Below are 21,069 nucleotides of genomic sequence, written 5' to 3'. Positions count from 1 at the left end.
GAACAGGGGAACAGAGAACAGGGGAACAGAGAACAGGGGAACAGAGAACAGGGGAACAGAGAACAGGGGAACAGAGAACAGGGGAACAGAGAACAGGGGAACAGAGAACAGGGGAACAGAGAACAGGGGAACAGATTTTGGGTTGTTTTTACAATCATTTATCTTTCTGTTCTTTTGTTCATCTGTTCACCTGTTCTTCCGTTCATCTGTTCACCTGTTCTTTTGTTCATCTGTTCACCTGTTCTTCCGTTCATCTGTTCACCTGTTCTTCCGTTCATCCGTTCCTCTTCCAGTGCTGCAAGTACACCTTGATTCTGCTCAACCGTACCAAACGAAATACGAATAAGCCCAGGTAAGCCCCACATACCAAGTGGGGTGACGCTAAAGCCGCGGGCGAAGAGGGCGTTACTTACTGCGGTATCATCGCCAACAGGTACAGCCACAAAGTTGGTTTCGCTTGGGATTGGCTCTAGCCCAATGGAGGGCAAGTTTTGCATAAAGAAGGCGCGGCTGGCATCGGCGTGGGCGCGGCTACGGGCGATGTGTTCTGTGTCGCCCAAGGCGGCGATACCGGCGACTTGGGCTAAACTGTTGACATTGAAGGTGGGCCGGGCTCGGTCGAGATACTCGATCAACTCGGGGGCACCGTAGGCGTAGCCGAGACGTAGCCCTGCAAGACCATGAATCTTGGCGAAGGTGCGGAGCAACAGGAGGTTGGGGCGGCCTGCAACGAGTTCTGACAGGAGTTGGGGGTAGTCGGGACGGGTGACAAACTCGTAGTAGGCTTCATCCATGACCACCAGGGTATGGGGGGGCACGCGCTCAAGCAAGGCGGCCACTTCGTCGGCGCTGTTGCTTGTGCCGGTGGGGTTATTGGGGTTGCAGATGAAGACGATTTTCGTGCGCGGTGTTATTGCGGCTGCCATCGCTGCGAGGTTGTGGGTGTAGTTGTGCAGTGGCACGCGCAGCGGTAGAGCGCCCATTTCGAGGGTGCGGAGCATGTAGCTAATGAAGGTTCCTTCCGCCATCATAACTTCATCGCCCGCTTCGAGGAAGGCTACACAGATGAGGAAAATTAACTCATCTGAACCATTGGCACAGATGACATGTTCAAGACTCAAGCCGGCATGATCGGCCAGTGCTTGCCGTAGCGCCACACTGCCCGCATCAGGGTAGCGATGGACGTGACCTATTGCGCTTTGCAGTGCAGCCAGTGCCCGTGGTGAGGGGCCAAGCGGGTTCTCGTTTGATGAAAGCTTGACCAGATCAGCGTGCTGGCCAGTGATCAGCTTGGGCGGCTTGTAGGCCGGGAGGCGTTTGATGTGATCTTTATATTTCATGGGTTACACTCAAGGCACATCATCGCTACTAAGGGGTAAACTAAAGGCAAATGTACTTCCAGAACCTTCTGCACTCTCAACCCAAATGGTACCACCATGCATCTGCACAAACTGACGACTGAGGTAGAGGCCTAAGCCTAAGCCTTCGGCCTTACGGTTACGGGCGCGGTAGTAGCGTTGGAAGAGGCGCGCCTGTTGATCGGGGGTAATCCCACCGCCCTCGTCGCTGACGCTAACAACCACAGCCGAACTACTAGGTGGCTGGTTCTCTGTGAGCGACTCAGTGATACGGTTCAGGCGTACCGTGATAATGCCTTCATTAGGGCTGTATTTGATCGCGTTGCTGATCAGATTGGTGAGAACTTGGCGGATCCGTAAGGTATCACACGTAACCAAGAGTTCATCGTTGCTCGCCTCGATCTGTAAAGTACGGTTACCCGCTGCTGGGCGTTGCTGATCAAGGACCTGATTGGCAAGATGCACAAGGTTGATCTGCTGCATCTGGAGATCAAGTTGCCCAGCGTCAATGCGCGAAACATCAAGCAGATTGTCAACCATCCGCAGCATATGGCTCACCTGTTGGGTCAAGATCGTGAGGCCGTGCAGGTCGCGGGAATCACCTTCATCACGTTGTTGCTCGCGGCGCAGCAGCAGATCGGCATAGCTCCGCACGGCAGCGAGGGGGCTGCGCAATTCGTGGGCGGCTACTGCAAGAAACTCGTCCTTGGCCCGTTCGAGCTTCTGGTTGGCGGTGATGTCACGAAAGACCACGACTGCCCCTTCAATCAGATCATCATCGGAGCGGGCGGGGGCGCCCGAAAAGCTCATCACTGTCTCGTCGCCACTGGAGCCACGCAGAATCAGGCGGTAATCTTGAAAAATTTCGCCCGCTAAGGCTCGGGTGAAGGGCAGTTGTTCTAATGTAAGGGGACGACCATCAAGGTCGCGCATGCGGTAGAAATCGGGCATAGCGGTGAGGGGCTGCTCGAAGGGCAACGAATCGAGGCGTAAGAGCCGCAGGGCCGCTTCATTGGCGAGCGTCAGCCGCCCGTGAGCATCACAGAGTAATACTCCTTCGGCAATGGATGTCACCACGGTATTGAGTTTGCGCCGTTCGCTGGTGCTATCGGCGTAGAGGCGCACGTTGGCAATCGCAAAGCCAACCTGGTTGCAGATGGGCATCAGCAGGTCTTTATCGGCGCGGCTATTCAAACCACTCGCCCCATAGAGCGCAAGCACGCCTGCCACGGTACCACCGGCCAGCAAGGGCAGGTAGGAACATTCAACCATGCCAGCCTTAAGAAAGACCCCCTCCCCGCGCTCTTCCAAGAGCAGGCGTTGCATCGGCTGGCCATAGTGGATCACCTCGGCACAAGGTGCTTCGGTAACCACTAACTGCGCGAGCGTTTCGGGGCCGCCTGGCGGAAGGCTACGGTGGGCCGCTAAACTCAGGCGATCATAGAGCGGATCGAGCAGCAGCAGCGCCCCTGACGCATCAGAAACCAGTTCAAGCACAACGGCCAGCACACTTTGCACGAGATCATTGAGGTCGGTGGCGGTTGAGATCGCAGTGACAACCGCATCAAAGGCTTTGAGGCGGCGGGCACTGCGCTGGGCCGCATCGTAGAGTTGGGCATTCTTAATCGCCGAGGCAGCAAGGTTGGCGAAGGTCTGGAGCACTGGGATGTCGGCTTGTTCAAGGGGCCGCCAGGGGGGATGGATCTCTGGAGTACCCAAATTGATCAGTTCCAGCACACCAATGGTCTCAGGGCCAACGCGCAGGGGCATCGCGGCCACGGTAACCTGGCGGGGCAGTTGCTCATTCAGGTGCTGAAAAAGGGTTTCGTTGATCGGGCTGATCAGCGCGGCTGTCTCTCGATAGCCAAGGGTCGTACTCATGATCTGCGATTCGACCCGCTGAAGAGCTAGGCCCGCAATCCCTTCACCGGCACGCAATTGGCACGCATTCAGGTCCTGAGCCGTAGCAGGGGTCAGCGGCAACCCAAAGGTGGCACTTGGCCGTAGACGACCAAGCTGGTCAATCCAGATGATGCCGGCTTGCACCGAGGGCAAGACTTCGACGAGGCGCGGAATAAGGTTCGCCAAGATGGCTTGGGGATCGAGCACTGAAACGAGGTATGAAGAGAGCTTCAGCAGACTCGTCACCTGAGCGGCTGCGGTTTCGGCAGCATCTGAAAGACGACGCAACGCGAGATCTTCTTGCTTCTCGCGGTTGCGACGCTCACGGCGGCGCGTCTGTTGGCGCTCAGTCATTAGCTATGCTCCTCACCACGGGCCCAAGCGACTGCACGGCGAATCCCCTCAGCTAGGGGTACATGTGGGCTATAGCCCAGCAGATCGCGGGCTAAACTCAGATCGGCAACATAGTAGGTCACTTCACCCAGACGTTTGGCCGGGGCCACAATAATGTCGGGTTCGCGCTCAAGGGCAGCACCCACCAACTCGGCCATATGGACTAATGAATTGCCCTGACCATAGGCGAGATTGATCGTCTGGTTGCAGACTTCACCGGCAAGCAGACGCTGCATACCCCGTATAATCCCGTCTACACAGTCGTCAACATACGTAAAATCAAGAATTTTATCTTTACCAAAGACCGTCACTGGTTCACCACGGCTAATTTTACGAATAAAGAGCGGAATGACGCGCTCCATACGTTCAATATCATTATCATAGCGGCCATAGACATTCGAGAAGCGGAAGATGAGGTAGTTGAGGCCATAGCAACGGGCATAGGCATAGACTAAGGCTTCGCCGGAGATTTTGGAGGCGGAGTAGGGGCTTTCGGTGTAGCTGAAGTCGGCACTGGTTTCAGCAGTGAGGTAGCGTTGAATATCGCCATAGACTTCACGCGATGAAGAGAAGATGATGGGCAGGTTATGGGCGCGGCAAAATTCCAACACATTAAACGTTAATGTAATATTCTCAAGGGCGCGATGGGGATACTCAACTAATTCATAGACTTTTGCATTGGCCGCGAGGTGGACAACGATGTCGCAAGGCGGGTAGGGGGCACCGCCAATGCCACCATGAAACTCACGATGGGGCGCAGCAAGGTCTTGCAGGAGGGTAGGAAAAGCGTTCGTCCAGGTATTACTGCGTCGATCAACGCCAAAGACGGAGTGACCTTCTGCAAGGAGCCTAAGCGCAAGATTGGTGCCAATCTGACCACTTGATCCCGTAATCAACACACGCATTGCTATCTTCCTTATAGATTGGCGGGAGATTTTGGGAAAGCTGAGGCTTTCCCAAAAATGCACCTATTGGCAACGGATGCTAGGCAAACTTGCCGTTGACACCGTTTAGTATAGCAGGTATTGCGCTTAGAGGCTGTCTGAAAAGTCTGTAAACTGGCGTTGGAGTGCCGGCTTCAGCCGGCTAAAGCCGGCACTCCAACGCGAGCCCACTAGCTTCTTAGACATGGCAAAAAGGGAGGATCGGGCGGGAAGCTTGTTCCCGCCTGCATCCTCCCTAGCGGCGCACCAAACCTTATGCTTGTACGCTTTGGAATGGCGTAAAGACTGGTGTGGTTCGGGTGGATATGCGAGGAGGGTTGAGCGTAATCGTGTGGCTATTCAGCAGATCGTGGATTCCATTGAGCAGCATCCGCAGCATCCCCTCAAGCTCTGCGAGTTGGTTCAAGCGCAGGTTGTAGAGGATCTGTTCCATATCCTCGCGGCGCGCCTGTTCAACCAGAGCTAGCCGTTCTTCACCCTGAGGGGTAAGGGTTACCTGAACCACGCGGCGATCCTCAAGGTCGCGCACACGGCCCACAAGATGATCGAGAATCAGACGGTCAACAATGCCGGTCAACGTACCTGCCGACTGCTGCGTCACCTCGGCCAGTTCGCTCATACGGCATGTCCCGGCATTACGAATGGCAAAGAGGGTCACCATTTGAGGCATCGTCAAGCTAATCTCAGGTCGGCTAAGGGTCTGGAGCAGTTGTTTATGGCTCTGCCACGTAATCTGGCGAATAACATCATCAATCATGGCGATGTAGTCGGCTCGGGTTGTGGCTACTGTTTCGTTCATGCTCAACCTCCTAGATATATAGGGTGCCTCGCGTGAGCCGGTGGCACCCGAAACATAGTCGCTGAAACAACGATTATTCTTGCAACAAACATTTTAGCCCTCCTTTATATTAGCCTATAAACAACCTCATGTCAATAATATGCACAAGGAAGCAGTTAGGTATGGTTCGTAGCCACGTTACTGTTTGTGAGGATGCGTGAGGCGAAGGTTTCGCCTCCTCGCCTCACGCATCCTCACAGAGGGCCAAGCCCTTCCAAGACCTCTTGATGGGGATGTGGTACAATATTTTGGTTGTTGCGGCAGGGATACTGGTGTTTCCATACGAACCCACATGCTATCTTGACACATGTCCAAAAAGATGGTATATTCCTTATTCGCAGTCAGTACTTTCCGTATGATGAGCATCGGAACAGCGATCAATGCTGTCAGGTGGTCAACGTCGAGATAATACCGTGCCGTTTCGTATCTTGGCACGAACAAGATGCTTTGCCTGCTGTAAGCCGTTCAGTCGGCCCGCCCTGTGGGTCGGTGCCGATGATCGGCCCTTAGTGTTTTTGTGTCGGGTAGGTTAGGTGCAGAGTGAACACGCAGCGTCGTGAGCCGGAGAGCCTTGTGTCCTGGGTAGGTGCCCAGGTTAGACGACGACTGAGGAGAGGTGAGTATGCCCCCACTGATTGAGTCTGTGGTGCTTCAGCCGCTGATCGCGCCGTTTGAGGCAGGCGCTAATGGACGACGCACCAGTCGGATCAAGCGTCATTCGTTCGCCCAGATCCATGACGCAATCGAGGTGCCACGCCTGATTGAGACCCAGATTAATAGTTTTGATTGGTTTCGGCGTGAGGGTCTGCGAGAATTGTTTGAGGAGATTTCGCCGATTACTGACTTTACCGGCAAGAACCTTGAATTACACTTTAAGGATTATGTCTTTGGTGAGCCGCGCTTTGATGAGTTTCAGTGTCGTGAACGCGATTTGACCTATGCGGCACCGCTGCGCGTCAATGTCGAGTTGCGGATTCTCTCCACTGGTGAGATTAAAGAGTCGGAGATCTTTCTTGGTGACTTTCCGGTCATGACCAATAATGGCACCTTTATCTACAATGGTGCCGAACGGGTTGTGGTTTCGCAGTTGATTCGTTCGCCAGGGGTCTACTTTAAGGATGAAAAAGAGCCAACCTCGGGCCGCTCGCTCCATTCGGCGAAGTTGATTCCGAACCGGGGCGCATGGCTTGAGTTTGAGACCAATAAGCGCGATGTGATGAGCGTGAAGGTTGATCGCAAGCGTAAGATTCCCGTGACGATCCTGTTGCGGGCTATTTTGGCGTGGCAGCCTGAGCGGGTCAAGGGTGAGGATGGCCGTGAGCGCGAGACGGGTGAGGGGCGCTGGGTGCCCGATAATGAACTTGATCAGCATGGCCATAATGATCATATCCTTGAATTGCTCGGTGCAGTTGATACCGAGGCGGCGCATCCCTATACGCAGGCGACGCTAGATAAGGATTCAACTCACAATAGCAAAGAGGCGCTTATGGAACTCTATAAGCGTTTGCGTCCTGGCGATCCACCTACACTTGAGAATGCCCGCTCGCTGATCGAGTCGCTGCTCTTTAATCCACGTCGCTATGATTTGGCGAAGGTGGGGCGCTATAAGCTCAATAAGAATCTCTGGGAGCGTGAGACCCGCCGTGATGGGGTTTCTGATGCGCCCGGGATGAATGTGCGGGTGCTGCTGCCGCGTGATATTATCAAGATTGTTGAGCAGCTCATTCTGCTGAATAATGGCCACGGTCGCGCTGATGATATTGACCACTTGGGCAATCGGCGGGTGCGTACGGTGGGCGAGTTGATCCAGCAGCAGTTCCGGGTGGGCTTGTTGCGCCTTGAGCGGGTGGTCAAGGAGCGTATGTCGCTCCTCGATTCCGATAGTGCTACGCCGAATGGTTTGATCAACATCCGCCCGGTTGTGGCGGCTATGCGCGAGTTCTTTGGTGGTTCGCAGTTGAGCCAGTTTATGGATCAGACCAATCCGCTGGCTGAATTGACCAATAAGCGCCGCCTTTCGGCCCTTGGCCCCGGTGGTCTCTCGCGTGATCGCGCAGGCTTTGAGGTGCGCGACGTTCACCATAGCCACTATGGGCGGATCTGCCCCGTCGAGACGCCAGAAGGGCCGAACATTGGTCTGATTGGTACCATGTCCACCTTCTCGCGGGTCAATGAGATGGGCTTCCTCGAAACGCCCTATCGCAAGGTCTATAATGCGGTGGATAATGCCCCGGTTTGGCGCGAACGTTCGATCCTGCTGCGTGATGTGCGTGACCTGCGGACGGGTGAGTTGATTGCGCCTAAGGGGACGCGCACCGATGAGGCGATGGCGCGGCGGATTACGATTGGGTTGCTGCGTGGCCAGTTCCTGCGTGAGGATGTGATTGATCCCGAAACGGGTGAGGTGATTGCTGATGAGGGCGCGGAGATCAATCGGGCGCTCGCTGAGAAGATCGCCGATCTGCCGCTGAAGACGATCCGCATCCGTCCGGTTGTTTCGCAGGAGGTGGAATACCTGAGTGCCGATGAAGAGGATCGCTTCGTTGTCGCTCAGGCCAATGCGCCGATTGATGAACATAATCGCTTCAAGAGCCCCCTGGCGGCTTGCCGCTTTGCCGAGAAGTTCATCCAAGAGCGCGTGGATCGCATTGATTACATGGATGTCTCGCCGAAGCAGGTGGTGAGTGTCTCGACCGCGCTCATTCCCTTCCTGGAACACGATGATGCCAACCGTGCCCTGATGGGTTCCAACATGCAGCGCCAAGCGGTGCCGCTGTTGCGCCCCGATGCGCCGATTGTTGGCACTGGCATGGAGTTCCGTGCGGCGCGTGATTCGGGCCAGGTGGTGGTGGCGCACAAGGATGGGGTGGTTACCGCTTCGACCAGTGAGCATATTGTGGTCGAAGAGGATGACGGCTTTGAGCGTGAGTACCGCCTGCGGAAGTTTATGCGTTCCAACCAGGATACCTGCATCAACCAGCGGCCAGCAGTGCTCAAGGGGCAGCGGGTTCAGGCCGGGGAGATTATTGCCGATAGCTCTTCGACCGATAATGGCGAGTTGGCCCTCGGCCAGAACATCTTGGTGGCCTATATGCCCTGGGAGGGTGGGAACTTCGAGGATGCCATCTTGGTCTCTGAGCGCTTAGTGCGCGAGGATATTTTTACCTCGATCCATATTGAGAAGTATGAGGTTGAGGCCCGCGATACGAAGCTTGGCCCTGAAGAGATTACACGCGACATTCCCAATGTGGGCCAGGATAGTCTACGTAACCTTGATGAACGCGGGATTATCTATGTGGGTGCTGAGGTGCAGCCCAATGATATCCTCGTGGGTAAGATTACGCCCAAGGGCGAGACTGACCTTACGGCTGAGGAGCGTCTGCTGCGGGCCATTTTTGGCGAAAAGGCGCGTGAGGTGAAGGATAGTTCGCTGCGTGTGCCCAACGGGGTGCGTGGTAAGGTGATTGATGTCAAGGTCTTCGCGCGCAGCGAGGGTGCTGAACTGCCCGTGGGGGTCAATCAGACGGTGCGGGTGCTGCTCTGCCAGAAGCGTAAGATTAGCGCCGGGGATAAGATGGCAGGCCGTCACGGCAACAAGGGCGTGGTAAGCCGCGTGTTGCCAGTGGAGGACATGCCCTTCTTGCCCAATGGTCGCCCGGTGGACATCATTCTCAACCCGATTGGTGTGCCTTCGCGTATGAACATTGGGCAGATTCTTGAGACCCACCTGGGCTGGGCGGCTGCCCGCCTGGGCTTCCGGGTCGCTACTCCGGTCTTTGATGGGGCTGATGAGCGTGAGATTAAGCAGCACCTGATTGAAGCGGGGTTGCCCGGCGATGGCAAGGTGACGCTCTACGACGGGCGCTCCGGCGAGCCGTTTGATCATCCCGTAACGGTTGGCTACGCCTATATGCTCAAGTTGGCCCACCTCGTTGAGGATAAGATCCACGCCCGTTCGACCGGCCCCTACAGCCTTGTCACGCAGCAGCCGCTGGGTGGAAAGGCGCAGTTTGGGGGCCAGCGCTTCGGTGAGATGGAGGTCTGGGCGCTCGAAGCCTATGGCGCGGCCTACATCCTCCAAGAGATGCTCACGGTTAAGTCGGACGATGTGGTGGGCCGGGTCAAGACCTATGAGGCGATTGTGAAGGGCGAACCGATCCAAGAGGCGGGGGTGCCCGAAAGCTTCAAGGTGTTGATCAAGGAACTGCAGAGCCTGGGCCTGAGCGTCGAGGTTCTCAGCGAGGACGAGAAGCCGGTCGAACTCACCGATGATGTGGATGGCGACATGGCTGCACTTGACGGCATCAACCTCAGCGGGATGGAGCGCGGCGAATTCTAGCTTTATCCGCTAACGGTTGACAAGACTTACGGAATCGGGTAAACTCTCCATAGAACTTTAGTTCTATGGAGGTTTCCCTATGCCACGCACCGCACGCCTTGTCGAGTTCTTTCGTATCTGGTCGCCGGCGATGGCCTATGTGTTAGGCTATTGGTGGGCTGATGGGTGTATGTACATCAGGAGTGAGCCCAATGCTCGAAATTAATGACTTCAATGCCATCCGTATCAGTCTGGCCTCGCCCGAAGACGTTCGTGGTTGGTCGCACGGCGAGGTGACGAAACCTGAAACCATCAACTATCGCACCTTAAAACCTGAACGTGATGGATTGTTTTGTGAGCGAATATTTGGACCCACGAAGGACTGGGAATGCTATTGCGGCAAGTACAAACGAGTCCGTTATAAGGGTGTTGTTTGCGATAAATGTGGTGTTGAAGTCACCCGGGCCAAGGTGCGCCGTGATCGCATGGGCCATATTAGCCTTGCCTCGCCGGTGAGCCATATCTGGTTTGTGAAGGGCACGCCTTCGCGCTTGGGGCTCTTGTTGGATATTAGCCCACGTAATCTTGAGCGGGTACTCTACTTTGCCTCCTATGTGATTGTTGAGGTGAATGATGAGCTACGCGATCTGACCCGTGAGCAGATCCAGGCTACCTATGCGGAGCGGCGCGAGAAGGTGCAGCGCCAAGCTGAGGATAAGCGCATTGAGTTGAGTACGCTGCTTACCCAGGATTTGGGTGGTATGGAGACGGCTCAGGTCAGCACCCAGCAGCACATTGAGGAGGACTACCGGCGGCTGCGGGAAGAGATTACCAATGAGGCTGATCGGCTGCGTGAGCGCCTGGAAGAACTGACCGGCGAAACCTCTGATGAGGATGTTACGTTCCGCACTGCGGTGATCCTTGAAGAGGGCGAACTGATCAGTGAGCGCCTGATTGATCAGTTGGAGGAGTTGCTTGAACAGGAGTTGGAGGCGTTGGATGCGCGGCGCATCCGCGATGTAGAGGATGCCGAGTTGCTGACGAGTGCCGAACGTGAGCGCAAGGATCAGGAGCTCAGCCAGGAGCAGGAGAAGCTCCAGGAGCGTTTGGTGCGTGAGTTGGATAGCCTCCAGCGCGAAGAGAAGGATAAGCTTGATCAGCTTGAAGGCTTGAAGGTGACGCGCATTCTCTCGGAGAATGAGTACCGCCAGTTGCGCGATACGGCACCGGGCGTCTTTCGGGCCGATATGGGCGCAGGTGCGGTGCGTGAACTGATTGAGCGCACGGTTGATCTTGATCGTTTGGCTGAGGATTTGCAGTTGGAGGTGCAGACTACCCAGGGGCAGCGGCGCAAAAAGGCGACGAAGCGTCTGCGTGTGGTTGAAGCCTTCCGCAAGAGTGGGAATAAGCCGGAGTGGATGATTCTGACGATGCTGCCGGTGATCCCGCCCGATCTGCGCCCGATGGTGCAGCTTGATGGTGGCCGTTTTGCCACAAGCGACCTGAACGATCTCTATCGCCGGGTGATCAATCGTAACAATCGGCTCAAGCGCCTGATGGAGTTGAATGCGCCCGAGATCATTGTACGCAACGAGAAGCGCATGCTGCAGGAGGCGGTTGATGCGCTGATTGATAATGGCCGCCGTGGACGCGCCGTCTCGGGCAAGGGCAAGCACCGGCTCAAGAGCCTCTCCGATATGCTCAAGGGCAAGCAGGGACGCTTCCGCCAGAACCTGCTCGGTAAGCGCGTGGACTATTCGGGCCGCTCAGTGATCGTGGTTGGGCCCAACCTGAAGTTGCACCAGTGTGGCTTGCCCAAGAAGATGGCCCTAGAGCTCTTCAAGCCCTTTGTGATGCGCCGCCTCGTTGAGAAGGGCTTTGCCCACAATATCAAGAGCGCCAAGCGCATTGTTGAGCGGGTGCGCCCAGAGGTTTGGGACGTGCTTGAAGAGGTTATTCAAGACTATCTCGTGCTGCTCAATCGTGCCCCCTCGCTGCACCGGCTCTCGATCCAAGCCTTTGAAGCCAAGCTGATCGAGGGTTCGGCCATCCAGTTGCACCCCTTGGTCTGTGCCGCCTTCAATGCCGACTTTGACGGCGACCAGATGGCGGTACACGTTCCGCTCTCGCGGAAGGCCCAGGAAGAGGCGCGTTCGCGCATGCTCAGTAAGTACAACCTGCTGAGTCCGGCCCATGGCGATCCGATCATCACACCGTCGCAGGACATCGTCTTGGGTTGCTACTACCTCTCAATGGTCAAGGATGGTGCCAAGGGGAGCGGCAAGATCTTTGCTTCGGTTGATGAGGCGATGTTGGCCTATGATCGCAAACTGGTAGACATTCAGGCACCGATTCTCATTCGCATGAATGGTGTACCCAAGGACAAAAATGATCGTGCCGAGAAGACGCGCAGCTTGGCACCAGCTCCCGATGGGACGCCGCGCATGTTGATCGAGACGACGATTGGGCGTGTTCTGCTCAACGATAAGCTCTTGCCACCGCTGCGCTTCCGCAATCGGCTGGTGGATAAGAAGGGCTTGAAGGAGATCATTGCCGACTGCTACCAGTACTTCACCAATCTGAAGAACCTCAGTGATGAGGAACTCGATGAGATCCGCGAGGTTCACGGTCACAAATCGGAGCAGGAGTTGGCACGCATCTATGGCTCGGAGCAGACCGCCCTCCAGGCCGATATGATCAAATCGCTGGGCTTTAAGTATGCCACCTTGGGCGGTATGACGATTGGCATCAATGATATTGAGGTGCCGGACGAGAAATACCAGATCGTCGAGCGGGCCGATAACGAAGTGCTTGATGTTGAAAAGCAGTTTCGGCGTGGTCTGATCACCGAAGAGGAGCGCTACCAAGAGGTGGTACGCATCTGGCAAGATGCCACGAAGCAGACGATTGCGGCGGTGAAGCAGAACCTGAACGAGTTTGGCCCGGTAGCGATGATGTCCACCTCGGGTGCGCGTGGTAACATCAACCAGATCTCGCAGATGGCGGGTATGCGTGGTTTGATGTCAGACCCGACGGGGCGGATCATTGAGTTGCCGATTAAGGCCAACTTCCGCGAAGGGCTCTCGGTGCTCGACTACTTCGTCTCGACCCACGGTGGGCGTAAGGGCTTGGCTGATACGGCGTTGCGGACTGCCGACGCGGGTTATCTGACGCGCCGCCTTGTGGACGTGGCCCAGGACGTGATTGTGACGATTGAAGATTGTGGGACGGAGGATGGCGTTTGGTTGCACGCTGCCGACGACGAAGAGTTGATGGAGCGCTTGCAGGTACGCATGGTGGGGCGTGTTTTGGCGGCACCCCTTCGTGATCCAGAAAGCGGCGAGTTGCTCTATGAGCGCAACACCGAGATTGACGAAGAGATCGCGGCGAAACTGACTGAGCATGCGGTCACGTCACTCTATGTGCGTTCGGCCTTGAGCTGCCAAGCCGAGCATGGCATCTGCCGCCTTTGCTACGGGCGCAATCTGGCGACGGGTAAACTGGTGGACATTGGTGAGGCGTGCGGCATCATTGCGGCCCAGTCGATTGGTGAACCGGGTACACAGTTGACGCTCCGCACCTTCCACACTGGTGGTGTGGCTTCGGCTGACGACATCACCCAGGGTCTGCCGCGTGTCCAGGAGATCTTTGAGGCGCGCATCCCCAAGGGGAAGGCGCTGCTGGCCGAGATTGACGGGGTCGTGCAGATTACCAAGAATGAAGACGGGGTCCGCCAGATCCGCGTGGTTGACTCGAAGATCTATACGGAAGAGTACCAGATTCCGCAGGGCTACGAGCGCATGGTTGAACACGAGACCGATGTAGCTGAAAGCCAGGTTCTCGCTGAGAGTACGCGGCCTGGGGAGCCTCCGATTGTGGCTTGGTTGGCTGGACGGGTTTTTGTCTATGAAGACAAGATCGTTGTGAGCCAAGAGGATCGTGAAGAGCGCGAGCTGGTGGTACCGCACACCTCCCGTATGCGGGTTGAGAATGGTGATCGTGTGGTTGCGGGCCAGCAGTTGACCGACGGTAGCGCCAATCCCCAGGAGTTGCTCGAGTTGCAGGGCCGCGATGCCGTGCAGCGTTACCTGGTTAATGAGGCTCAGAAGGTCTATCGTAGCCAGGGTGTGAACATCAACGACAAGCATGTTGAGGTGATTGTACGCCAGATGTTGCGTCGGGTACGGATTGATGAGCCGGGCGACACCGGGATGTTGCCGGGTGAGTTGATCGAAGCGGCGGAATTCCGGCGTCTCAACAACGACATTGTGAGCCAGGGTGGTGAACCAGCCACCGCCACAACGGTGCTGCTCGGCATCACGAAGGCTTCGCTCAACACCGATAGCTTCCTCTCTGCCGCCTCGTTCCAAGAGACAACGCGGGTGCTTACCGATGCGGCTATCAATGGTAAAGTGGACTACCTACGCGGCCTGAAGGAGAACGTGGTTATTGGTAAGCTCATTCCGGCTGGTTCGGGCATCGAGAAGCGCATGCTCGATGGGACAAGGCGTGAAGATCTGGTGGGCGAGATGGCGCGCATGATGGAAGAGGGGCTGAACGAGCCTGAGCACAGCGAGCAGGCCCCTGAAGTGATCCCTGTGCCTGATGTGATTGAAATGCCGCCTGCTGCGACAACCAACGAAGACAAATTCTGGGAGATGGTGGATCGCACAGTGCAGGAGGGTAGCCTTGATGGAGAGGCGCAGGATGATGGAGAGGCGCAGGACGAGGAGTGAGTGAAGCTAGGATCTCGCTGAAAAACGAGAACTTCTAGGGCTAGAGACTGATGGCCTCCTCGGTGCTACGGGCTACAATAGAGAGCATACGATCTTGCCCAAAGCACCAAGGAGGTCAAATTGACCAGTGCAACGCTTCAAGAGCTTCAGCCGCCTACGCTTCCTCGTGGGCTTATTATTCGTGATTTTGACGGCAGTGATGCTGATTACGCAACCTTTGTAGCTGTGGGCAACCGCATCTACCCTGAATACCCTGATACCGTTGAGGAGTACCGCCATTTTGATCAATCAATGCCGGCGCATGTGAAGCATCGGCGTTGGTTGGCGCAATTGGAGGGCCAAGTAGTTGCGTACGCCTCTTACATTCAGTACGAGGGCATGTACCATCCACAGCTTTTCCACACCTCTGTTGCCGTCTTGCCTGAGCTACAGCGGCGCGGCATTGGTACCGCCTTGTACCAGACGGTATACCATGCGCTGCTTGCCTTTGATCCGCTACGCTTGCGTACCCGCACTCGTGCTGACTTTACTGCTGGAGTACGTTTTGCCGAGCGCCTTGGCTATGTTGAAGATATGCGCGAGTGGGAGTCGCGGCTTGAGCTTGCCCACTTCGACCCAACGCCCTACGCGGGCCACACAGAGCGGGTCGTTGCCAGTGGTATCAGGATCGCAACCTTGGCTGAATTGATGCAGGAGGATCCAGAGCATCGGCGCAAGCTCTATGAATTGGATCTGCAACTTGCGCTCGACGTGCCCCATCCAGAACCCCAGACCGCATGGTCGTATGAAACCTTCTGTCAGCATGTCTTTGCAGCCCCCAGCTTCATGCCGGAAGGCTACTATATAGCCCTTGATGGCAAAGAATTTGTGGGCATCAGTGCCCTCTGGCGTAGTCAAGCCGAAAAGGATTGTTTCTACACCGGATTGACCGGCATACAACGGGCCTACCGTCGGCGGGGCATCGCGCTGGCGCTGAAGTTATGCGCGTTAGCTTACGCTCGCCAGCAGGGGGTACGGATCGTCAAAACCTGGAACGAGTCGAACAATCGCCCGATGCTCAGCATAAACGAGCAGTTAGGCTTTATCAAGCAGCCTGCATGGATTAATTTCGTTAGAGTGATCAAACCGGAAGAAGCATGACGCTCCCTCTCGTATGTTTAACGGGTTCACCCTATGAGCAAGGGTTGCTCCATGGTGAAGCCTTACGCGAGCAGATCGCGTGGAATCTGAATCTCTATTTTGCCCGCTTTGAGCGTGAACTGAATTTGAGCCATAGTGAAACCTTGGCGCGTGCTTGGCGCTATGCCGAGGCGATCCAGGTGCAGAGCCCGGCCTATTATGCTGGGATGCGCGGCATTGCTGAGGGCTCTGGTTTTGACTTGGCGGCCATCGCGGCGCTCAATGTCCGTTACGAACTCTTCTACGACGAGTTTACGGAGAAGCCACTGCCTGATGGTTGTACCGCATTTGCTTTGCTACCCGAAGCAACGCTCGAGGGCCACCTGATCATTGGGGAGAATTGGGATTGGATTGCGGGGGTGCGTGGGGCCATCCTGCAAACTCAGGAAGCGGATGGCTTTGCCACCCTCAGTTTTACTGAGGCGGGTATTTTCGGGGGCAAGATCGGCTTCAACAGTGCTGGGCTGGGGCTCTTGATTAACGGCCTTACGAGCCAGGATGACGATTGGGCGCGTTTGCGCCGCCCTTTTCATGTGCGCTGCTACGAAATTCTGCGTTGCCACCACCTTGAAGCAGCGGCCCGTGTGGTAACAGGCGAAGATCGTTCGTGTTCGGCCAACTTTCTGCTGGCCCAAGCGCCCGATCGGGTGTTGAATATCGAGAGTTCAGCTCAAAAGGTGGGCTTAAGCAGGTGTCAACATGGCTACCTTGTGCATGCCAACCACTTTGTGAATCCAACAGCGTTGGGCATCATAGAGCGCAATATTGAAGACAAGCCCCATTCGCCACATCGCCATGCGCGTTTAGAGCATCTGCTGCATACCAATCAACCGTTGGCACTTGCTGATGTTCAAGCGATCCTGCGCGACCATGAAGATTACCCCTATTCGGTCTGTTTCCATATTGATCCAAGTGAGCCAGAGGAGCATCACTACGAGAGTGTTATCTCAGCGATCATTGATCTAACAACCAAGCGGTTCTATGTCAGCGACGGGCCTCCATGTCAGGCACCATATGTAACCTACAGCTTGAGTTGAGAGGAAGATTGCATGTGGCTCATTGTTGGATTAGGCAATCCAGGCGGTCGCTATGTACAGACCCGCCACAATATTGGATTTGCTGTGGTAGAGTTGTTGGCCGAGCGTCATAGGCTAGAGTTGCGGGGCAAGCGGGCGAACAGTCTGGTTGGCGAGGGGCAGATTGCCGGGCAACGGGTAGCCTTGGTGCAGCCGCAGACCTACATGAACCTGAGTGGTCAAGCGGTCTCGGCGCTGCGCAGTTGGTATAAAATCGAACCAGCCCGCGAGTTGTTGGTTATCTATGATGATATGGATCTGCCATTTGGGCGTCTACGCTTCCGCGAGCGTGGGAGTGGTGGGACACACAACGGCATGCGTTCAATCATCGGGCAGTTGGGCACAAACGAATTTCCACGCTTACGCATTGGCATTGGGCAGCCTCCGGGCAAGATGGATGCGGCTGCCTATGTACTCAGCCGCTTCAGCCCAGAGGAGCAGTCACAGCTCTCTGAACTACTTGATCGTGCTGCTGACAGCTTGGAACTCATGTTGCGCGAGGGGCTAACGACGGCGATGAATCGCTACAATCCGACATAGGCACACGTTGTAGATTGTAGATTGTAGATTGTAGATTTTGGGATAAAAAAGTGGGGGTTCGGGAAAGGCAAAGCCTTTCCCGAACCCCCACTTTTAATCTAGTTACTTGATGACTACGGTTGCACCGGCTTCGGTGAGCTTGGCCTTAGCCGCCTCAGCGTCCTCTTTGGCCACGGCCTCCTTGATTGCCTTGGGGGCACCTTCGACCAGATCCTTGGCTTCTTTGAGGCCAAGGCTGGTGAGTTCGCGCACAACCTTAATGACCTGAATCTTGTTGGCACCGATCTCCTGAAGGATGACATCAAACTCAGACTGCTCTTCAGCAGCAGCGGCGGCAGCGGGGGCACCATCTGCACCAGCGACGGGCCCGGCAAAGCCTCCCATCATCACCGGGGCAGCGGCGGTCACGCCCCACTTATCCTCCATCGTCTTCTTCAATTCGACCAGTTCCAGTACATTCAGGGTCTCAATCGACTCGATGATTGCGTTAACCTTATCGCTCGCCATGGGAATAAGCTCCTAAGATAGTTTGTATAGATACGAGAACAAAAGAACAGAAGAACAAAAGAACAGCGAAAGCGGAATTGGAATTAGGTTGCGGGCTGTTCTTCGCCGGGTTGAAGTTGATCAATGCGGGCTTGGATGACCAGGGCGACATTGGTTAGTGCGCTATTGAGGACACCAACAACGCCAGAGACAGGTGCCGAGACAGCACCAAGGACTTGGGCGAGGGCCTGTTCGCGGGTGGGGAGTTTGGTAACCGCATCGAGACCTTCGGCGGTAATTGGGCTTGTGCCAAGGACACCGCCCTTGAGCTTGAGGGGATTGGCCTTCACCTGACTGGCTTCAACCAGTACCTTTGCGGTCTTTGCGACATCATCATAGGCAAAGATGATGGCCGTAGGGCCTTCGAGGGTTACCTCAAGGATCTCTTTGCCGACATTGCGGGCTGCGAGGCGTAGCAAGGTATTCTTGGCTACCACCATTTCAGCACCGCTTTCGCGCAGCTTCCCGCGCAGCACAAAGAGATCGGAGACCGTGAAACCACGGTAGTCGGCGACCACAGCGAGTTGCGAGCGCTGCATCTTGTCACCCAATTCGGCGACGAGATCAATTTTTTGCTGGGTTGGCATCGTTATTCACCTCCTTTCTGGTGGATTTTTGGGTCAGGGATGGTTTCAGGAAACTTTGCAGTTTGGAGACATTCAGTGCATCCTGATGCCGCAAACCTATCTTCTATTTGCTCGTTTCTGGATCCTTCCCTCATGCCCACTATACAAAGAGGCCGTCATGTCCTAGACATGGCGACCTCAGGCAGGTGCAGAGACGCACCGTACTGGTATGCAGGTCTACCTCGGCTGGCGGCCATTAGGGGCCATTAAGGGTAACTACCCACCAAGCGGTCTAGGGCAGGGTTGCTATGGTATAGAGCAAGCTGATTGAGAGAATATGGTACTCCTTGGCAGCTTAACCAGCAGTTACTGCTTGAGCCAGGGTGGTATTGAGCGGCACACCAGGGCCCATCGTACTCGTCAGGGTAACACTCCGAATAAAGGTTCCCTTGGCACCACTAGGCTTAGACGACTTCACAGCATCCATGAGGGCGGCAAAGTTCTCAATAATCTGCTCAGGAGTGAAACTGAGCTTGCCAATGGCAACGTGGAGGATGCCAGTGCGATCATTACGGAACTCAACGCGACCGCCTTTCACCTCACGGATGGTGCGGGGCAGATCATCAGCGGGGACAATCGTGCCACTCTTGGGGTTGGGCATCAAGCCACGGGGGCCGAGCTTACGACCGATGCGGCCCACTTTGCCCATCATATCGGGAGTAGCGATAGCGACATCGAAGTCGAAGAAGTTCTCTTTATCAACCCGTGCGATCAATTCATCGTTACCGGCATAGTTTGCACCGGCATCAAGCGCTGCTTGGACGGCATCGTTTTGGCAGAAGACCAGCACCCGTACCGATTTACCTGTACCGTGGGGCAGGGCCACCGTGGTGCGGATATTCTGATCGGCGTGGCGCGGATCGATGCCAAGGCGCATATGCACCTCGACGGTGGGGTCAAACCTAACGAAATTCGCCTCTTTCAAGAGGTCAATCGCCTCTTCTGGGGTATAGAGGCGATCCTTCTCGACCTTTGCAGCAGCCGCGAGATATTTCTTGCCATGCTTGGCCATAGGTAGATTCTCCCTAGTGGTTCAGGCGGGCCGAAGCCCTCCCACAATCATTGGTTTAGTCAACAATCTTGATGCCCATACTGCGTGCGGTACCAGAGATAACCTTCTCTGCGCCTTCGATATCAAGGGCATTCATATCGGGCATCTTCTGTTGGGCAATCTGGCGCAGTTGCTCACGGGTAATCTGGCCAGCGCTGGTACGATTGGGGGTACCAGAACCCTTAGCGGCACCGGAAGCTTTCCGCAGCAGATCAGCGGCGGGCGGAGTGAGCAACTTCACGCTAAAGGAGCGATCACTGAAGATCGAGATCTCCACAGGCACAATACTCCCGGCCTGGGAACTCGACTTCTCGTTATACTCCTTCACGAAGCCCATAATGTTGATGCCGTGCTGACCAAGGGCCGGACCAACAGGCGGAGCCGGTGTCGCCTTACCGGCTGGGAGTTGCAGTTTAACGATGGCGACCAATTTCTTTGCCACGCTCATTCTCCTCTGATTGGGAGCATTGCTCCCTCCCTCCCCTACGGCAGGCATGCTGCCACCGTGGCGAGGTGTCCAGAACATTAAGGAAACGATTTGTACAAGGTACAAGCGAAGTGATGCACTTAGTCAACCAAGCGCGTCACCTGGAGAAAATCAAGCTCAACGGGCGCTTCGCGTCCAAAGAAGGAGACCAAGACGCGCACGCGGCCCCGTTCGTGATCAATAGCGTCAACAATACCCTCAAAGTCGGTGAAGGGGCCATCGATAATCTTGACAGCCTGGCCCTTCTCGTAGCTTACGCGCACCTTGGGCGCCTCACCCTCCATCTGTTTGAGGATGGTCTTAACCTCATCGTCCTCAAGGGGGGTGGGTTTATTGCCATGGCCCACAAAGCTCGTGACTCCGGGCGTATTACGCACAACGTACCACGAATCATCATTGAGGTTCATTTGAACCAGCACATAACCGGGATAGATCTTTTTATTGACCGTACGCCGCTGGCCATTTTTAATCTCAATCTCCTCCTCGGTAGGCACGATCACGCGAAAAATCTGGTTATCCATCTCCATCGACTCGATGCGATGCTCCAGATTCTGCTTAACCTTATTTTCGTACCCCGAGTAGGTATGAATGACATACCAGCGCCGTTCTCCGGCATCTTCGGCTGTTAGGTTACTCTGCTCTTCCTCAGACACACCAAGCTCCCGCGTTGGTTAATTCGCCACACGTTACGAAACCAGATCGACCAGAGCAGTATAGAGAAACAGAAAAAGGGTATCACCAGCAAAGAGAATCAGGCCAATAATGGTAGAGATAACAAGCACTACAATCGTTAGTCGCACTGTCTCTTGGCGTGTTGGCCATACAACTTTTTTCAACTCACTACGAGTCTCACGATAGGTGCGTACAGCAGCGTTGGGTTGTTGTTCTTTTGTATCTTTAGCCACGGTCATCGCTCTATCCTACGGGGTTGCGTAACCGATATAATCTGAGCTTGGGAGAACCATGTTCTCCCAAGCCGTCTATGTTTAGCAGTACGTTACTCAACAATCTTGGTCACAACTCCAGAGCCGACGGTGCGACCACCTTCGCGGATGGCGAAGCGCAAGCCCTCTTC

General features: G+C 55.5%; 16 protein-coding genes. 5 read left to right on the top strand and 11 right to left on the bottom strand.

From position 1 onward, the window contains the following. Nucleotides 1-158: 158 nt before the first annotated feature. The 4 genes from hisC to CJ255_RS15520 all read right to left on the bottom strand — a co-directional run bounded on the left by hisC (nucleotide 159) and on the right by CJ255_RS15520 (nucleotide 5,396). Nucleotides 159-1,340: a histidinol-phosphate transaminase gene (gene hisC, locus CJ255_RS15535; RefSeq protein ID WP_097645010.1), complete on the bottom strand. Its 1,182-nt coding sequence runs from the start codon at nucleotides 1,338-1,340 to the stop codon at nucleotides 159-161. 9 nt (nucleotides 1,341-1,349) lie between these two features. Next, on the bottom strand, nucleotides 1,350-3,614 hold the full coding sequence (locus CJ255_RS15530; protein WP_097645009.1) for a GAF domain-containing sensor histidine kinase: 2,265 nt from the start codon (nucleotides 3,612-3,614) through the stop codon (nucleotides 1,350-1,352). Beyond that, nucleotides 3,614-4,558, bottom strand: coding sequence for an NAD-dependent epimerase/dehydratase family protein (locus CJ255_RS15525; protein WP_097645008.1), 945 nt, complete (start codon nucleotides 4,556-4,558; stop codon nucleotides 3,614-3,616). The genes CJ255_RS15530 and CJ255_RS15525 overlap by 1 nt, the downstream gene beginning before the upstream one ends. 292 nt (nucleotides 4,559-4,850) lie before the next feature. Continuing rightward, nucleotides 4,851-5,396, bottom strand: a complete 546-nt coding sequence (locus CJ255_RS15520) for a MarR family winged helix-turn-helix transcriptional regulator (protein WP_097645007.1) — start codon at nucleotides 5,394-5,396, stop codon at nucleotides 4,851-4,853. Nucleotides 5,397-6,057: 661 nt separating this feature from the next. On the opposite strand from CJ255_RS15520, the gene rpoB reads away from it, so the two are divergent. From rpoB to pth, 5 genes are all read left to right on the top strand, one after another. After that, on the top strand, nucleotides 6,058-9,774 hold the full coding sequence (rpoB, locus tag CJ255_RS15515; RefSeq protein ID WP_097645006.1) for a DNA-directed RNA polymerase subunit beta: 3,717 nt from the start codon (nucleotides 6,058-6,060) through the stop codon (nucleotides 9,772-9,774). Nucleotides 9,775-9,965: 191 nt separating this feature from the next. Continuing rightward, a complete protein-coding gene (rpoC, locus tag CJ255_RS15510; protein WP_097645005.1) occupies nucleotides 9,966-14,489 on the top strand; it encodes a DNA-directed RNA polymerase subunit beta' in 4,524 nt (1,507 codons plus the stop codon). 120 nt (nucleotides 14,490-14,609) lie between these two features. Further along, the gene (locus CJ255_RS15505) at nucleotides 14,610-15,629 is read left to right on the top strand and encodes a GNAT family N-acetyltransferase (RefSeq protein ID WP_097645004.1); all 1,020 of its coding nucleotides are present in this window, start codon (nucleotides 14,610-14,612) and stop codon (nucleotides 15,627-15,629) included. Then, nucleotides 15,626-16,705, top strand: coding sequence for a C45 family autoproteolytic acyltransferase/hydrolase (locus tag CJ255_RS15500; RefSeq protein ID WP_097645003.1), 1,080 nt, complete (start codon nucleotides 15,626-15,628; stop codon nucleotides 16,703-16,705). Before CJ255_RS15505 ends, CJ255_RS15500 begins: the two co-directional genes overlap by 4 nt. 12 nt (nucleotides 16,706-16,717) lie before the next feature. Continuing rightward, the gene (gene pth, locus CJ255_RS15495) at nucleotides 16,718-17,284 is read left to right on the top strand and encodes an aminoacyl-tRNA hydrolase (protein ID WP_097645002.1); all 567 of its coding nucleotides are present in this window, start codon (nucleotides 16,718-16,720) and stop codon (nucleotides 17,282-17,284) included. A 102-nt stretch (nucleotides 17,285-17,386) separates the two neighbouring features. Here pth and rplL read toward each other — a convergent pair whose 3' ends face one another. The 7 genes from rplL to CJ255_RS15460 form a co-directional block, all read right to left on the bottom strand. Next, nucleotides 17,387-17,791, bottom strand: a complete 405-nt coding sequence (rplL, locus tag CJ255_RS15490) for a 50S ribosomal protein L7/L12 (RefSeq protein ID WP_097645001.1) — start codon at nucleotides 17,789-17,791, stop codon at nucleotides 17,387-17,389. A gap of 83 nt (nucleotides 17,792-17,874) precedes the next feature. Then, the gene (rplJ, locus tag CJ255_RS15485; protein ID WP_097645000.1) at nucleotides 17,875-18,417 is read right to left on the bottom strand and encodes a 50S ribosomal protein L10; all 543 of its coding nucleotides are present in this window, start codon (nucleotides 18,415-18,417) and stop codon (nucleotides 17,875-17,877) included. 334 nt (nucleotides 18,418-18,751) lie between these two features. Beyond that, nucleotides 18,752-19,468, bottom strand: a complete 717-nt coding sequence (gene rplA, locus CJ255_RS15480) for a 50S ribosomal protein L1 (protein ID WP_097644999.1) — start codon at nucleotides 19,466-19,468, stop codon at nucleotides 18,752-18,754. 55 nt (nucleotides 19,469-19,523) lie between these two features. Further along, nucleotides 19,524-19,949 carry a 50S ribosomal protein L11 gene (gene rplK, locus CJ255_RS15475; protein WP_097645011.1) on the bottom strand — a complete coding sequence of 142 codons (426 nt, stop codon included), beginning with the start codon at nucleotides 19,947-19,949 and terminating at the stop codon, nucleotides 19,524-19,526. Between the two features lie 125 nt (nucleotides 19,950-20,074). Next, entirely contained in the window at nucleotides 20,075-20,647 is a 573-nt protein-coding gene (gene nusG / locus CJ255_RS15470) for a transcription termination/antitermination protein NusG (protein WP_097644998.1), read from the bottom strand. Nucleotides 20,648-20,680: 33 nt separating this feature from the next. After that, nucleotides 20,681-20,905, bottom strand: coding sequence for a preprotein translocase subunit SecE (gene secE / locus CJ255_RS15465; protein ID WP_097644997.1), 225 nt, complete (start codon nucleotides 20,903-20,905; stop codon nucleotides 20,681-20,683). A gap of 86 nt (nucleotides 20,906-20,991) precedes the next feature. Beyond that, the coding region (locus tag CJ255_RS15460) for an EF-Tu C-terminal domain-related protein (RefSeq protein ID WP_217352402.1) at nucleotides 20,992-21,069 on the bottom strand (78 nt) is incomplete at its 5' end.

Origin of the sequence: Candidatus Viridilinea mediisalina, from assembly GCF_002532535.1 — a bacterium.
Lineage (GTDB): Bacteria > Chloroflexota > Chloroflexia > Chloroflexales > Chloroflexaceae > Viridilinea > Viridilinea mediisalina.
Note: the sequence above shows the minus strand (reverse complement) of the source record. Positions and strands in the feature narration are given on the sequence as shown.

What these genes read in the sequence shown, in the direction of transcription:
- CJ255_RS15500 (WP_097645003.1), top strand. Translation starts at nt 15,626, where the DNA reads ATGACGCTCCCTCTCGTATGTTTAACGGGTTCACCCTATGAGCAAGGG.
- CJ255_RS15525 (WP_097645008.1), bottom strand. Translation starts at nt 4,558, where the DNA reads ATGCGTGTGTTGATTACGGGATCAAGTGGTCAGATTGGCACCAATCTT.
- CJ255_RS15520 (WP_097645007.1), bottom strand. Translation starts at nt 5,396, where the DNA reads ATGAACGAAACAGTAGCCACAACCCGAGCCGACTACATCGCCATGATT.
- CJ255_RS15530 (WP_097645009.1), bottom strand. Translation starts at nt 3,614, where the DNA reads ATGACTGAGCGCCAACAGACGCGCCGCCGTGAGCGTCGCAACCGCGAG.
- rplJ (WP_097645000.1), bottom strand. Translation starts at nt 18,417, where the DNA reads ATGCCAACCCAGCAAAAAATTGATCTCGTCGCCGAATTGGGTGACAAG.
- pth (WP_097645002.1), top strand. Translation starts at nt 16,718, where the DNA reads ATGTGGCTCATTGTTGGATTAGGCAATCCAGGCGGTCGCTATGTACAG.
- rpoC (WP_097645005.1), top strand. Translation starts at nt 9,966, where the DNA reads ATGCTCGAAATTAATGACTTCAATGCCATCCGTATCAGTCTGGCCTCG.
- rplL (WP_097645001.1), bottom strand. Translation starts at nt 17,791, where the DNA reads ATGGCGAGCGATAAGGTTAACGCAATCATCGAGTCGATTGAGACCCTG.
- rplA (WP_097644999.1), bottom strand. Translation starts at nt 19,468, where the DNA reads ATGGCCAAGCATGGCAAGAAATATCTCGCGGCTGCTGCAAAGGTCGAG.
- secE (WP_097644997.1), bottom strand. Translation starts at nt 20,905, where the DNA reads ATGACCGTGGCTAAAGATACAAAAGAACAACAACCCAACGCTGCTGTA.
- rpoB (WP_097645006.1), top strand. Translation starts at nt 6,058, where the DNA reads ATGCCCCCACTGATTGAGTCTGTGGTGCTTCAGCCGCTGATCGCGCCG.
- hisC (WP_097645010.1), bottom strand. Translation starts at nt 1,340, where the DNA reads ATGAAATATAAAGATCACATCAAACGCCTCCCGGCCTACAAGCCGCCC.